We start from the raw sequence: 13645 nt of genomic DNA on the forward strand, positions 1-13645 counted from the left end.
CCCTTCCGTCTGGTCACTTAGCATAATTTTATGCAGGTGAGGACAAGATATGAGTAGACTTTACTTTTATAAAAGAGGTGGACAAATGCTTGGGTTATTAATTAACGGAAAAGAAGCTCAGGAAATGGAATACATATTAAAGAGGGAGTTAGAAGAGCTGCTGCTTGATTTATCAGATTCTCGTATAGATGACAGAGTGAAAAAAGCAATGGAAGAGAAGTACAAATTGATATTTGGGCTCTACCGCCGGTTCGCTCATCCAAATGATTGCGTGAGATATATCAAGCCTTTAAAAAAGAGAGTGCACAAGTAATCACCAAAACGGGGGCAGGGGCTTCCTTATGAATTAAAAAGGGTTATGATTTGCTGTGAATTTCTTTTTAAAATATAGTTGACTCTTTAATAACCAGATGATATATTATTAGTCCGACGCAATCAGCTCCACTGCTTTTAATTAATTGCAAAAAAAGTTATTGACGAGTGGTTGTTTAGGTGTTATGATAATTAAGTCGCCAAAAAACGGCGGACAAGTTGTCCTTTGAAAATCGAATGAAAGTCAAACGTCAGTTAATTTCTATTAAAGTAAGTTAAGTTAGTTTCAAACATCTTCATTTTATCGGAGAGTTTGATCCTGGCTCAGGACGAACGCTGGCGGCGTGCCTAATACATGCAAGTCGAGCGCAGGAAGCAAGCTGCGCCCTTCGGGGCAAAGCTTGTGGAATGAGCGGCGGACGGGTGAGTAACACGTGGGCAACCTGCCTTACAGACTGGGATAACCCCGGGAAACCGGGGCTAATACCGGATAATCAAGAAGATCACATGATCTTCTTGTAAAAGTTGGGATTTATCCTAACACTGTGAGATGGGCCCGCGGCGCATTAGCTAGTTGGTGAGGTAACGGCTCACCAAGGCGACGATGCGTAGCCGACCTGAGAGGGTGATCGGCCACACTGGGACTGAGACACGGCCCAGACTCCTACGGGAGGCAGCAGTAGGGAATCATCCGCAATGGGCGAAAGCCTGACGGTGCAACGCCGCGTGAGTGAAGAAGGTTTTCGGATCGTAAAGCTCTGTTGTCAGGGAAGAACAAGTGCCGTGCGAATAGAGCGGCACCTTGACGGTACCTGACCAGAAAGCCCCGGCTAACTACGTGCCAGCAGCCGCGGTAATACGTAGGGGGCAAGCGTTGTCCGGAATTATTGGGCGTAAAGCGCGCGCAGGCGGTTTCCTAAGTCTGATGTGAAAGCCCACGGCTCAACCGTGGAGGGTCATTGGAAACTGGGGAACTTGAGTGCAGAAGAGGAGAGTGGAATTCCACGTGTAGCGGTGAAATGCGTAGATATGTGGAGGAACACCAGTGGCGAAGGCGACTCTCTGGTCTGTTACTGACGCTGAGGTGCGAAAGCGTGGGGAGCAAACAGGATTAGATACCCTGGTAGTCCACGCCGTAAACGTTGAGTGCTAGGTGTCAGGGGTTTCGATGCCCTTGGTGCCGAAGTAAACACATTAAGCACTCCGCCTGGGGAGTACGACCGCAAGGTTGAAACTCAAAGGAATTGACGGGGGCCCGCACAAGCGGTGGAGCATGTGGTTTAATTCGAAGCAACGCGAAGAACCTTACCAGGTCTTGACATCCTCTGACCGCCCTAGAGATAGGGTCTTCCCCTTCGGGGGACAGAGTGACAGGTGGTGCATGGTTGTCGTCAGCTCGTGTCGTGAGATGTTGGGTTAAGTCCCGCAACGAGCGCAACCCTTGACCTTAGTTGCCAGCATTCAGTTGGGCACTCTAAGGTGACTGCCGGTGACAAACCGGAGGAAGGTGGGGATGACGTCAAATCATCATGCCCCTTATGACCTGGGCTACACACGTGCTACAATGGATGGTACAGAGGGTTGCGAGACCGCGAGGTTTAGCCAATCCCAAAAAGCCATTCTCAGTTCGGATTGCAGGCTGCAACTCGCCTGCATGAAGCCGGAATCGCTAGTAATCGCGGATCAGCATGCCGCGGTGAATACGTTCCCGGGCCTTGTACACACCGCCCGTCACACCACGAGAGCTTGCAACACCCGAAGTCGGTGAGGTAACCTTTTAGGAGCCAGCCGCCGAAGGTGGGGCAGGTGATTGGGGTGAAGTCGTAACAAGGTATCCCTACCGGAAGGTGGGGATGGATCACCTCCTTTCTACGGAGTAATTTTTTCCGAATCGACGACCGGGACCTTCGGGTCCTGGCCGGACGTTTTGACTTTCATTCGGTTTTGAGAGGATAACTCTCAAGGCACACTCTCCCTTATTATAAGGAAGACGAGGATAAGGATCTTCGGCACCATTCGTCACGTCCTGTGACGGTACCGAAGTTTGCACATCCTGTGCTTCGTTCTTTGAAAACTGGATAACAGAAGAAATAGAGCCAAAAATCACACCGGAGTTTCATGAAAGTGGAACTTTCGAGGCGTGACTTAGAAACAAACCACCTAATAGGTTAAGTTAGAAAGGGCGCACGGTGGATGCCTTGGCACTAGGAGCCGAAGAAGGACGCGACGAACAGCGAAATGCTCCGGGGAGCTGTAAGTAAGCTTTGATCCGGAGATATCCGAATGGGGGAACCCCCTATCCGTAATGGGATAGGATCTGCACCTGAATCCATAGGGTGTAAGAAGGCAGACCTGGGGAACTGAAACATCTTAGTACCCAGAGGAAGAGAAAGCAAATGCGATTTCCTGAGTAGCGGCGAGCGAAACGGAAACAGCCCAAACCAGGGTGCTTGCACCCTGGGGTTGTAGGACACTCCATTGGAGTTACAAAGAAACGAAGTAGGCGAAGCGGTCTGGAACGACCTGCGAGACAAGGTAAGAGCCCTGTAGCCGAAACTTCGTTTCCTCCGGAGTGGATCCTGAGTACGGCGGGGCACGTGAAACCCCGTCGGAATCCGGGAGGACCATCTCCCAAGGCTAAATACTCCCTAGTGACCGATAGTGAACCAGTACCGTGAGGGAAAGGTGAAAAGCACCCCGGAAGGGGAGTGAAAGAGATCCTGAAACCGTGTGCTTACAAGTAGTCGGAGCCCGTTAATGGGTGACGGCGTGCCTTTTGTAGAATGAACCGGCGAGTTACGATCCCGTGCAAGGTTAAGCTGAAGAGGCGGAGCCGCAGCGAAAGCGAGTCTGAACAGGGCGCCATAGTACGTGGTCGTAGACCCGAAACCGTGTGATCTACCCATGTCCAGGGTGAAGACAGGGTAACACCTGTTGGAGGCCCGAACCCACGCAAGTTGAAAATTGCGGGGATGAGGTGTGGGTAGCGGTGAAATGCCAATCGAACTCGGAGATAGCTGGTTCTCCCCGAAATAGCTTTAGGGCTAGCCTCGAGTTAGAGTCCTGGAGGTAGAGCACTGATTGGACTAGGGGTCCCTACAGGATTACCGAATTCAGTCAAACTCCGAATGCCAGAGACTTATTTCTCGGGAGTCAGACTGCGAGTGCTAAGATCCGTAGTCAAGAGGGAAACAGCCCAGATCACCAGCTAAGGTCCCCAAGTATACGTTAAGTGGAAAAGGATGTGGAGTTGCTTAGACAACTAGGATGTTGGCTTAGAAGCAGCCATCATTGAAAGAGTGCGTAATAGCTCACTAGTCGAGTGACTCTGCGCCGAAAATGTACCGGGGCTAAACGTATCACCGAAGCTGTGAATGAACACCATCAGGTGTTCGTGGTAGGGGAGCGTTCAAAGGGCTGAGAAGCTGGATCGTGAGGACCAGTGGAGCGCTTTGAAGTGAGAATGCCGGTATGAGTAACGAAAAGAAGGGTGAGAATCCCTTCCGTCGAAAACCTAAGGTTTCCTGAGGAAGGTTCGTCCGCTCAGGGTTAGTCGGGTCCTAAGCCGAGGCTGAAAAGCGTAGGCGATGGGAAACAGGTTGAAATTCCTGTACCACCTCCTCACCATTTGAGTAATGGGGGGACGCAGAAAGGTAGGGTAAGCGCGCTGTTGGATATGCGCGTCCAAGCAGGTAGGCTGAGAAGCAGGCAAATCCGCTTCTTGTAAGGCTGAGCTGTGATGGCGAGGGAAATCATAGTACCGAAGTTCCTGATCCTACACTGCCAAGAAAAGCCTCTAGCGAGGTGAGAGGTGCCCGTACCGCAAACCGACACAGGTAGGTGGGATGAGAATTCTAAGACGCTCGGGAGAACTCTCGTTAAGGAACTCGGCAAAATGACCCCGTAACTTCGGGAGAAGGGGTGCTCTCTAGGGTGTTAAAGCCCCGGAGAGCCGCAGTGAAAAGGCCCAAGCGACTGTTTATCAAAAACACAGGTCTCTGCGAAGCCGCAAGGCGAAGTATAGGGGCTGACACCTGCCCGGTGCTGGAAGGTTAAGAGGAGAGGTTATCCCCTTCGGGGAGAAGCTTCGAATTGAAGCCCCAGTAAACGGCGGCCGTAACTATAACGGTCCTAAGGTAGCGAAATTCCTTGTCGGGTAAGTTCCGACCCGCACGAAAGGTGCAACGACTTGGGCACTGTCTCAACGAGAGACCCGGTGAAATTATATTACCTGTGAAGATGCAGGTTACCCGCGACAGGACGGAAAGACCCCATGGAGCTTTACTGTAGCTTGATATTGGATTTTGGTACAGCTTGTACAGGATAGGTAGGAGCCTTGGAAACCGGACCGCCAGGTTCGGTGGAGGCGCTGGTGGGATACTACCCTGGCTGTACTGAAATTCTAACCTCGGACCGTGATCCGGTTCAGGGACAGTGTCAGGTGGGCAGTTTGACTGGGGCGGTCGCCTCCTAAACAGTAACGGAGGCGCCCAAAGGTTCCCTCAGAATGGTTGGAAATCATTCGAAGAGTGCAAAGGCAAAAGGGAGCTTGACTGCGAGACCTACAAGTCGAGCAGGGACGAAAGTCGGGCTTAGTGATCCGGCGGTACCGTATGGAAGGGCCGTCGCTCAACGGATAAAAGCTACCCTGGGGATAACAGGCTAATCTCTCCCAAGAGTTCACATCGACGGGGAGGTTTGGCACCTCGATGTCGGCTCGTCGCATCCTGGGGCTGAAGTAGGTCCCAAGGGTTGGGCTGTTCGCCCATTAAAGCGGCACGCGAGCTGGGTTCAGAACGTCGTGAGACAGTTCGGTCCCTATCCGTCGCGGGCGCAGGAAATTTGAGAGGAGCTGTCCTTAGTACGAGAGGACCGGGATGGACACACCGCTGGTGTACCAGTTGTTCCGCCAGGAGCATAGCTGGGTAGCTACGTGTGGACGGGATAAGTGCTGAAAGCATCTAAGCATGAAGCCCCCCTCAAGATGAGATTTCCCATAGCGCCAAGCTAGTAAGACCCCTTGAAGATGACAAGGTTGATAGGTCTGAGGTGGACGCGTGGCGACACGTGAAGCTGACAGATACTAATCGGTCGAGGGCTTATCCTAACACAAATAGGTGGGCGCCTCGGTGATACACTCTATTTCTTCTCTGTTATTCAGTTTTGAGAGAACGATGTTCTCTATGTCTGGTGACGATAGCGAAGAGGTCACACCCGTTCCCATGCCGAACACGGAAGTTAAGCTCTTCAGCGCCGATGATAATTGGGGGGCAACTCCCTGTGAAAGTAGGACGCTGCCAGGCAAACTCTGAAAGCACCCACAATACGGGTGCTTTTTTATAAGCAAAATGATTAGCATTTGAGCCTCTCTTATTTCTCAAGATGTATTGACATGGCATGCTTCAAGTATTACAATAGAAGCTGTCAGTCAATAGATGCTAACTTTCCATGCTTCCATAGCTCAGTCGGTAGAGCGCTTCCATGGTAAGGAAGAGGTCAGCGGTTCGAGCCCGCTTGGAAGCTCCATTATACATACAATTTCTAAGTAGATTCTGTTTAAATAGAATCTGCTTTTTTTGTGTCTGCACCTGTATGGATGTATTCAGGGGACACCACGCCAGTCCAAGCATGCCCATAAGAATACATAGGGAAAAAGGCAGCCGGGCACTATGAAAAAGAGGTGATATAAATGTTCTTTAATATTATGATTGGTTTTCTTTTTCCTTGGGTTATGGGTCTGGTCCTTTATAAAAAAGATAAGCAAGTGATTACGAGAGCCGTGCCGTTTGTTTCTGTTATTTCACTGATCATAAACATTCTTGGGAACAGGTACTGGGTCGTTAAACCAAGAATTTCTTCAAGGAAGCTGCAATTTTTGACTACCATACCTTATAATTTTGGTTACTTCCCGATCCTAGGGGCTCTAATGATTTATTGGCGGAAAAAAAGAGTTTTTTCAGAAAAAGCAGATCTGTTTCTATGCACTCTTCTCAGTACATTCTTTGAACTTATTGCTGTAGGATCAGGAGGGGTAGAGTATCGCAATGGCTGGAATATCTATAAAACATTTCTTTCTTATTTGTTTCCAGCTTACTTATTATACAAGTTTAACTGTTGGAGAGAACAATCTACAGTCAGCAGCATGAATATGTAGTAAGTACATTCTTTCATCAACGAACTGCTAATGCTTCAGGATGATGATATACCCACACCTTGGGGATCATTTCATTTACTGGAAATAAGAGTATAATAAAAGGTATCCTCAGCACTTCTCTAGTGTACTTGCGGATCGAGGAGCCCCCTAAGTTGAACTTTTGGGGCTCCTCTTTTTGTACATTGATTAACCACATCCAAGAAAGGAATCTGCTTACTGCCCTATACTCCACCCTTGTTCTAAGAAAAATCCTTGCAGTCTTGGTGTCTCAATGAGGGACTTGACTTGCATATCTTCCACTTTACTACCTGATTTAATTTACTCTATAAAAGGTGTAAAACACCCCTATCTTTTTGATCTTTCGTTTGCCTTCATGTTTGATCCTCTTGTTTTTCAGTTCTTTGACCATGTTTAAAAATGGACAGGAAGGAGAATCTAAAAATGGGACAATGGGAGACAAGCTTTAGCATCTATTGGCTGTCTATGACGCTGAATATAAAAGTGGATAGGTTTAGAAAAGGAGGATAAGGCGTGGAAACTGATTTTATATGGGAGTCAGTTTTGATGGTATTGGTAGGTTTTTTATTGCTGAGAGTCACAGGCAGAAAATCAATTTCCCAGCTGACAATTCCGGCCACTGTTATCTTAATTTCAATCGGTTCAATTATTGTACAGCCCATTATTGAAACAAGTGTAGTAAAAACGGTTATTTCTGTTGCTATTTTTGTATTGGTGCTTTTGATTGTTGAATACCTCCAAGTGAAATCAAACCGAATGGAAAAATTTTTTACTGGTGGATCGGTACCAGTAATAAAAGATGGCAGACCTCTTCTAAAAAATATCAAAAAGGTAAGGCTTACAGTAGATAAAATCGAAATGCATCTCAGGCAAAATGGGATCATCAGCATGGAAAGTGTAAAAAGAGCAACCATTGAACCAAATGGACGTTTAGGATATGAGCTGACAGAAGACGCCAGGCCGCTTACTGTGGGAGAATTCAAGCGTTTATTGCGAGAGTCTAATGAATCGCCTCCGAAAGAAGGTAACTTGTTTAGAGAAGCTGAAGAAGGGAAACACCTCAATCCTCCCCCGGAAAAATTGGACTAGGGCATGATGAGTCAATGAATTGTAATCACTGTTTGTTAGTGAGAGAATAAAAGAGGCATGCAGAGAATTTATAGATGGAGGGATAGTAAAGGTGAGTTTGTTTCGGAGAGGAGACAATAAGAGAAAGCATATAGACCAGGCACAGGAGTTTTTATTTGAAGGAGAAGAACTTGAGAGTACATATGGACTCATGGTCGACTTCGTTGCTTTTACGAGTCACCGTATTCTCTTTGTTGACCGTTCTCTTATTTCTAAATCCCGGTCAGCAGTATACAGTATTCCTTATGAAAAAATTGAGGAAATAGCCATTGAAAAGACTGGGGTGTTTGCTTTTTCAAACAATATCGAAATCGCAACAAAAAGAGGAACTCATCAGCTTCAGTTTCTAAAGGATACGGATGTAATGGAATTTTACCGAAAGCTCTCTCAGCGTATTTGTGAACGGTCTAAACATTAAGTTTTTGAATAAAGCAAAGCCATTGTAAAAGACAGGGTTTCTACTGCTGATTACAATGGCTTTCATATTTTTCAATTTGCCGAAAAGCTTTTTGGCGTATTTGTGCTTGTGTGCTTTCTAGTAGAGCATTCCATGGGATATTGAGGTCTTGCTGGATCACAGTTTCACAGGACCTTCCTTGGAAAATGATCATTCCGAAAATTGCTACTGCATCAATTTCAGGTGCGCGCTTTAAGGTTTCTTCTACGTTAATAGCAAAGTGGTAGAACGTATTCCTGGGCTCCTCTGTTAATTGGACATTACCGCGAATAATGGTTTCTAATTTCATAGACGTATACACTCGCTTTTCTTTGATTATGATTCAAAAAAGAGAAAAAGAAGTACAGCAGCTGGCTGGCATAGTATAGCCTTATACCTTAGCCCCTACAGTTTTGCGTCATTGCTTTTCAGCAATTTTGCCTTTTCATCTACACATATGATATAGCCTTTATTTTACAAGAAAACAAAGAATTTAAAAGGATTTTTCTGTTAAACTCTCGATTGCCAAATTTTTATAATTATATGCATAATATTTTGCGCTCACCTCTGTTACTTGATAATAGGGCGCGAGACTCCTGACAGGAGATCGTTAAATACAGCCTTCTGGGCTGGCCAAATGTCTGGCAGCTTATCCAAGGGAAAAAATTTTAATTGAAGAGATTCTTCACTTTTTCTTAACTGTCCGCTGAATTCTTTGCAAGTAAACATGATTTTAACGAGAGAGACCTCGTCTCCATTTTGTAAAATACGTTCCTGCTTCTTTCCCGAATAGATCCCAAAAAGCTCTACCTCATCCAAGGTAAGTCCTGTTTCCTCATAAATTTCTCTTTTCGCTGTTTCTTCTATTGTTTCTCCTAACTCCATGTAGCCTCCGGGGTGTCCCCACTTTTGGTTATCTGAGCGAAGTTCCAGAAGAAGGCGATTATCTTCATCAAAAATCAGCACTCCTGCAACCACCATGATTACCTTGTTCTTGCCTGTAAAGCTTCGTAAGTAAGTAATATAATCCTCTTTCAAAAAAAACACTCCCTTTTTTAAATCATTGTCATCTCTTTGAATTGTAGTGAATACCATAGTAAAGTGTGTGAGTTCTTCATGGCTTGCTGACGCGAAAGAAAGTTTAAGTCGGAAGAACCAGGGGTAAATAAACCTTGCTCATTTAATGACAGTGTTTATTTACAATAACCCCTTAGAGGATAACATAATAGGAGGAAGTAACGAATGAAAACCGAAGTGAACGAATTGATTGATTACTTGGCAGACCAGGTAGCATCTTTATCAAAAGAAAATGCTTTACTCAAATCAAAGATCGAGTATCTGACAGGTGAACAAATATATGAGAAAAAGACTGAAGAGGCCAAATGATTACAAAGGGGCTTCCCTATGATGGGAGGCCCCTTTGTTTTTTTAGTGCAATTTCCTATCCTTCTGCTTTATGGCCTCCCACCAGGGTAGAACGGTGGCGGGCTGTGCCGGCCTTCGTATAAGAGACGGCCCGCAAAAGAGAATCCGCCCCATGCTTTGCTCTTACTTGATCCATTACATACCCCAAAGCTTTTCGCTTGGGCTTTTTTGGATCAAACAGACTGAGTTGGGTGCAGCTGTCTTCACAAACCTTCGATAAGGTAACAGACAGGCTTCTCACCGTTTCACCGCGGTAGTGCTTTTGAAAAAGATGAAGACAGATGTGGTAGATTTCCTTTGTTTCATTCGTCGGCTCAGATACGGTATAGGAACGGTTAAAACCGCCTGCTTCCTTGTGGCTGTACCCAACGCCGAGACTGATCGTCCGGCCGGCTTTTCGTTCCCTTCTGGCTCGTCTGGCCACTTCTTCGCTCATTTCAAGAATGACATGTTTTATTTCTTCCTCCTTTTCATAATCACGAAGAAGAATTTGGCTTTTTCCGTAGCTGATTTGGCCGTCCAGAATAGGAGCTCCTATTTCTGAGAGGTCAATTCCCCACGCATGATGGTATAGCTGGCTGCCCATGACGCCAAATTGTTTTTCAAGAAGTTCAATGGGAGTCCGGGCCAATTGTCCAACTGTTCGTATTCCTAAACGGTTCAGGTTTCTCTCCATCCGGCTGCCGATGCCCCACATCTTGCTAAGGGGCTCCACGGGCCAGAGCTTTTCTTTTACATCTTCAAATTGCCATTCAGCGATCCCTTTCTTTTTTGCATCAAGATCAAGACACAATTTTGAGAGAAGCATATTTGGACCGATACCAATGGCACACATCAGTCCAAAACGTCTGAGCATGCTGCGCTGAATCATTCGTGCCATATGACGGGGAGAGTCATAAAGGTGAAGAGAGCCATCCACCTGAAGAAAGCTTTCATCCACACTATAGGTATGAATATGAGCGGAGGGCACAAATTCAGCAAAGAATTTAGTCAGTTCTACAGAAGTTTTTAAATAAGCACTCATCGACGCATTTACGATCTGTATGTCAGGGTCGTCCGGAATTTCAAACAGACGGCTTCCTGTTTTGATGCCGAATTTCTTTTTCATAGCTGGTGTTGCTGCCAGAACCACGCTTCCTGACCGTTTTGTATCAGCTACGACAGCAAGGCAGCATGTGAGAGGATCATGTCCAAGGTCAATTGCCGAGCAGCTTGCATAAAAGCTCTTCATGTCTATACAGAGAATGGTTTTTCTTTTAATTTGACTGTACAGAGTATCCATGAGCTTCACCTCGCCATGCAGTTTCTCTTTATTATATGCGAACGTAAGTTCTTAATTCAAGGAGAAGGGTGCTGGTAAAAATTGATTAGGTGCCAGGGACTGCAGCAGGGGGGAAAGAAGAAGTACCTTTGGAGCAAGGAAAAGTACCATAAGCATGTTACAAAAAGATGACAGTTGCGTGAGGTGCCAGGCACCCCGAAAGGCACCCCGAAAGAGGTGTCCGGAAGCGTAGTGTAGAATGAAAAGGAGTAAGTAAAATGTAAAGCTGGTGGTCAGCCTGATGTCAATTAATGAAATAGTGGTACTAGTTCTTGTTATTTTTATGATCATAGGGGCTGCAGATAAGATAGGCGGCAATCGTTTCGGCTACGGGGAACAGTTTGAGCGGGGGTTTATGGCGATGGGCCCTTTAGCGATCGCCATGATCGGCATCATCTCCTTGGCTCCAGTTCTTGCAGAGCTTCTCCGGCCGGTGGTGGTTCCCTTTTTCTCATGGATGGGGGCAGACCCCGCTATGTTTGCTACTGCGTTTCTTGCCTTGGATATGGGAGGATACCCACTGGCTTTAGAGTTAGCTGAAAGCAGGGATGCTGCTTTGTTTGCCGGCATTTTACTGGGTACGATGCTTGGTCCCACCCTTACCTTTACGATTCCCGTGGCTTTAGGTCTCATTGAAAAAGAAGATCGTCCTTACTTAGCAAAAGGAGTTTTGGCAGGGCTTACTACGATTCCTCTCGGCCTTCTTGCGGGAGGGGCGGCTGCAGGCTTTTCAATGGAGATGATGCTTCGAAGCATTGTGCCCATTGTGATTTTCTCCGGGGGGATTGCTTTAGGCCTGTGGCTTCAGCCCCGTGTTATGGTGACTCTTTTTATGATGTTCGGCCAGGGGGTGACGGCCTTGATGGTTGGAGCAACAGCGGTTATCATCTTTCAAACGCTCACAGGCTGGACACTTGTTTCTGGAATGGCCCCTATTAGTGAAGGGATCCAAATTGTCGGCATGATAGCCATTATGCTCGCAGGAGCTTTCCCTCTGGTCCATTTTTTAAAAAAGGCTTTTGGGAAGGCTCTGTCTCCGTTAGGAAATAAGGTACATATGAATGAAATCTCGGTTGTTGGCTGGCTGTCCTCTTTAGCTCATGCCATTCCTATGTTTGGAATGGCTCGAGATATGAACCCCCGCGGAAAGGTAATGAACTTTGCTTTTGCAGTGAGCGGAGCATTCATTTTAGGAGGACACCTTGCTTTTACTGCCTCTGTAGAAGAGGAAATGATCACAGCTATGATGATCGGAAAGATCACGGGAGGAATCACGGCAATGATAGCAGCCTTTGTGTTAACAAGGGACCTGGAAGCAGAGGTTCAAAAGTAATAAACCACCAAAAGGAGGAAAGGATATGGATATTAAACGTCAAACAGTACTTGTTACAGGAGGAAGCAGAGGACTGGGCGAAGCAGTGGTGCGGGCATTTGCCCGGGAAGGGGCCAATGTCATCATTAACTATTATCAAAGCAAAGAACGAGCTGAGAACCTTGCTGAGGAACTAGGTGAACAAACGATTGCCCTCCAGGGAGATGTGCGCAGCAAAGAAGAGGTTGAGAAGATTTTCAAGGAAGCGGCGTCATACTTTAAGACGTCGATCACGACCATTGTAAATAACGCCTTAGTTGGTTTCAGCTTTGATCCAGTGGAAAGAAAAAATGCGGAGGACATCAGCTGGGAGGATTTTTCCGTTCAATTTGAAGGAAGCGTCCAAGCTGCTTTGAATACCGCACAAGCGGGAATTCCTGACATGAAAGCACAGGAATTCGGTCGCATAGTTAACATTGGAACGAACCTTGTGCAAAATCCAGTGGTTCCATACCACGATTATACAAGCGGAAAAGCTGCGTTGCTTGGGCTTACAAGAACCATGGCCCATGATCTCGGGCCTTACGGGATCACCGTGAACATGGCTTCTGGCGGACTATTAAAAGAAACAGATGCCAGTAAAGCAACATCAGCAGAGGTATTTCAAATCATTCAGCAGAATACACCTCTTCAGCGGGTCATTACACCTGAAGAAATGGCTGATGCCGTTTTGTTGTTCGCCTCCCCACTAAGCAGAGCAGTGACGGGGCAAAATCTTATTGTAGACGGCGGTCTCGTGATGAAGTAAAAGAGGCAGAGGGTGCTGTTGATAAAGGAAGTGATCGTAATGTGCGGGCGGTATACGTTGACAGCGGACAAAAGAATGATCCAAAGAAGGTTCGCAGCAGAAGTGATTCCAGAAAGAGTGGATAGAAGGTACAACATTGCTCCAAGTCAGGAAGTGCTTTGCATTATAAATGACGGAACAAGTAACCGTGCCGGCTTTATGCGCTGGGGACTGGTGCCTTCCTGGGCGGATGACCCGAAGATCGGGTTTAAAATGATCAATGCAAGAGCTGAAACAGTGCATGAAAAGCCGGCTTTTAAAAGGCTGTTGCAGCGCCGGCGCTGCTTGATTGCAGCTGACGGATTTTATGAATGGAAACAGGAAAACGGTGTGAAACAGCCTTATCACATTCAGGTAAAAGAAAAGCCCCTGTTTGCGTTTGCAGGTTTGTGGGACAAGTGGGAGAAAAAGGGGGAAGTTATTACTTCATGCACTATTATTACGACAAAGGCCAATTCTCTTGTAGAAGATATTCATGGACGAATGCCTGTCATTTTAAGGGCGGAAAGGGAAAAAGAGTGGCTCGATAAAGAAGAGGATGATCCTTATCATCTAACAACATTGTTAGAGGCTTTTCCAGCAGAGAAAATGGAGGCTTATCCCGTGTCCCCCGAGGTCAATCATCCAAAAAATGAATACGCCAGCCTGATTAACTCATTGTAAAAACAGACGTCATCCTTGATGGCGCCTGT

At 46.5% G+C, this 13645-nt stretch carries 11 protein-coding genes, 1 tRNA gene, 3 rRNA genes and 1 riboswitch; of the genes, 12 read left to right on the forward strand and 3 right to left on the reverse strand.

Annotation, left to right across the window (positions count from 1 at the left end; genetic code table 11):
• The first annotated feature begins 85 nt into the window (after positions 1-85).
• The 8 genes from CEF17_RS17560 to CEF17_RS17595 all read left to right on the forward strand — a co-directional run bounded on the left by CEF17_RS17560 (position 86) and on the right by CEF17_RS17595 (position 8030).
• Positions 86-313: a hypothetical protein gene (locus tag CEF17_RS17560; RefSeq protein WP_054637092.1), complete on the forward strand. Its 228-nt coding sequence runs from the start codon at positions 86-88 to the stop codon at positions 311-313.
• A 300-nt stretch (positions 314-613) separates the two neighbouring features.
• A 16S ribosomal RNA gene (locus tag CEF17_RS17565) occupies positions 614-2181 on the forward strand.
• A gap of 297 nt (positions 2182-2478) precedes the next feature.
• Positions 2479-5419: ribosomal RNA gene (locus tag CEF17_RS17570) — 23S ribosomal RNA — on the forward strand.
• A 79-nt stretch (positions 5420-5498) separates the two neighbouring features.
• A 5S ribosomal RNA gene (gene rrf, locus CEF17_RS17575) occupies positions 5499-5615 on the forward strand.
• The 16S, 23S and 5S rRNA genes sit together here with 1 tRNA gene alongside, the layout of an rRNA operon.
• Positions 5616-5762: 147 nt before the next feature.
• Positions 5763-5838 (forward strand) — tRNA-Thr (locus CEF17_RS17580).
• A 163-nt stretch (positions 5839-6001) separates the two neighbouring features.
• Complete coding sequence (locus CEF17_RS17585; RefSeq protein WP_100400627.1) at positions 6002-6466, forward strand: hypothetical protein; 465 nt, start codon at positions 6002-6004, stop codon at positions 6464-6466.
• A 531-nt stretch (positions 6467-6997) separates the two neighbouring features.
• Positions 6998-7573, forward strand: coding sequence for a DUF421 domain-containing protein (locus CEF17_RS17590; RefSeq protein ID WP_232725541.1), 576 nt, complete (start codon positions 6998-7000; stop codon positions 7571-7573).
• Between the two features lie 91 nt (positions 7574-7664).
• On the forward strand, positions 7665-8030 hold the full coding sequence (locus tag CEF17_RS17595) for a PH domain-containing protein (RefSeq protein WP_157843074.1): 366 nt from the start codon (positions 7665-7667) through the stop codon (positions 8028-8030).
• Positions 8031-8070: 40 nt separating this feature from the next.
• Here CEF17_RS17595 and CEF17_RS17600 read toward each other — a convergent pair whose 3' ends face one another.
• Together CEF17_RS17600 and CEF17_RS17605 are read right to left on the reverse strand one after the other, a co-directional pair.
• Complete coding sequence (locus tag CEF17_RS17600; protein ID WP_100400629.1) at positions 8071-8358, reverse strand: hypothetical protein; 288 nt, start codon at positions 8356-8358, stop codon at positions 8071-8073.
• A gap of 53 nt (positions 8359-8411) precedes the next feature.
• Positions 8412-8500: riboswitch (cyclic di-GMP riboswitch) on the reverse strand.
• 118 nt (positions 8501-8618) lie between these two features.
• A complete protein-coding gene (locus tag CEF17_RS17605) occupies positions 8619-9029 on the reverse strand; it encodes an NUDIX hydrolase (RefSeq protein WP_232725602.1) in 411 nt (136 codons plus the stop codon).
• 261 nt (positions 9030-9290) lie between these two features.
• On the opposite strand from CEF17_RS17605, the gene CEF17_RS20145 reads away from it, so the two are divergent.
• Positions 9291-9434: a hypothetical protein gene (locus tag CEF17_RS20145; protein WP_157843075.1), complete on the forward strand. Its 144-nt coding sequence runs from the start codon at positions 9291-9293 to the stop codon at positions 9432-9434.
• A gap of 55 nt (positions 9435-9489) precedes the next feature.
• Here the strand turns inward: CEF17_RS20145 and CEF17_RS17610 are convergent, their stop codons facing one another.
• Positions 9490-10755 carry a Y-family DNA polymerase gene (locus CEF17_RS17610; RefSeq protein ID WP_100400631.1) on the reverse strand — a complete coding sequence of 422 codons (1266 nt, stop codon included), beginning with the start codon at positions 10753-10755 and terminating at the stop codon, positions 9490-9492.
• 280 nt (positions 10756-11035) lie between these two features.
• On the opposite strand from CEF17_RS17610, the gene eutH reads away from it, so the two are divergent.
• Genes eutH through CEF17_RS17625 form a run of 3 tightly spaced genes read left to right on the forward strand, consistent with a single transcriptional unit; the run spans position 11036 to position 13616 of the window.
• Positions 11036-12127, forward strand: coding sequence for an ethanolamine utilization protein EutH (gene eutH / locus CEF17_RS17615; protein WP_100400632.1), 1092 nt, complete (start codon positions 11036-11038; stop codon positions 12125-12127).
• Between the two features lie 25 nt (positions 12128-12152).
• Positions 12153-12914, forward strand: a complete 762-nt coding sequence (locus tag CEF17_RS17620; protein WP_100400633.1) for a 3-oxoacyl-ACP reductase — start codon at positions 12153-12155, stop codon at positions 12912-12914.
• 12 nt (positions 12915-12926) lie between these two features.
• On the forward strand, positions 12927-13616 hold the full coding sequence (locus tag CEF17_RS17625) for an SOS response-associated peptidase (protein ID WP_332835310.1): 690 nt from the start codon (positions 12927-12929) through the stop codon (positions 13614-13616).
• The last annotated feature ends 29 nt before the right edge of the window (positions 13617-13645 follow it).

It is taken from the genome of Bacillus sp. FJAT-44742, assembly GCF_002797315.1.
Taxonomy (GTDB): Bacteria; Bacillota; Bacilli; order Bacillales; family Marinococcaceae; genus Thalassorhabdus; species Thalassorhabdus alkalitolerans.

Bases quoted from the DNA above. Each gene is read 5' to 3' on its own strand.
- CEF17_RS17560 (WP_054637092.1), top strand. From the start codon at position 86: ATGCTTGGGTTATTAATTAACGGAAAAGAAGCTCAGGAAATGGAATAC.
- CEF17_RS17585 (WP_100400627.1), top strand. From the start codon at position 6,002: ATGTTCTTTAATATTATGATTGGTTTTCTTTTTCCTTGGGTTATGGGT.
- CEF17_RS17600 (WP_100400629.1), bottom strand. From the start codon at position 8,358: ATGAAATTAGAAACCATTATTCGCGGTAATGTCCAATTAACAGAGGAG.
- CEF17_RS17605 (WP_232725602.1), bottom strand. From the start codon at position 9,029: ATGGTGGTTGCAGGAGTGCTGATTTTTGATGAAGATAATCGCCTTCTT.
- CEF17_RS20145 (WP_157843075.1), top strand. From the start codon at position 9,291: ATGAAAACCGAAGTGAACGAATTGATTGATTACTTGGCAGACCAGGTA.
- CEF17_RS17610 (WP_100400631.1), bottom strand. From the start codon at position 10,755: ATGGATACTCTGTACAGTCAAATTAAAAGAAAAACCATTCTCTGTATA.
- eutH (WP_100400632.1), top strand. From the start codon at position 11,036: ATGTCAATTAATGAAATAGTGGTACTAGTTCTTGTTATTTTTATGATC.
- CEF17_RS17620 (WP_100400633.1), top strand. From the start codon at position 12,153: ATGGATATTAAACGTCAAACAGTACTTGTTACAGGAGGAAGCAGAGGA.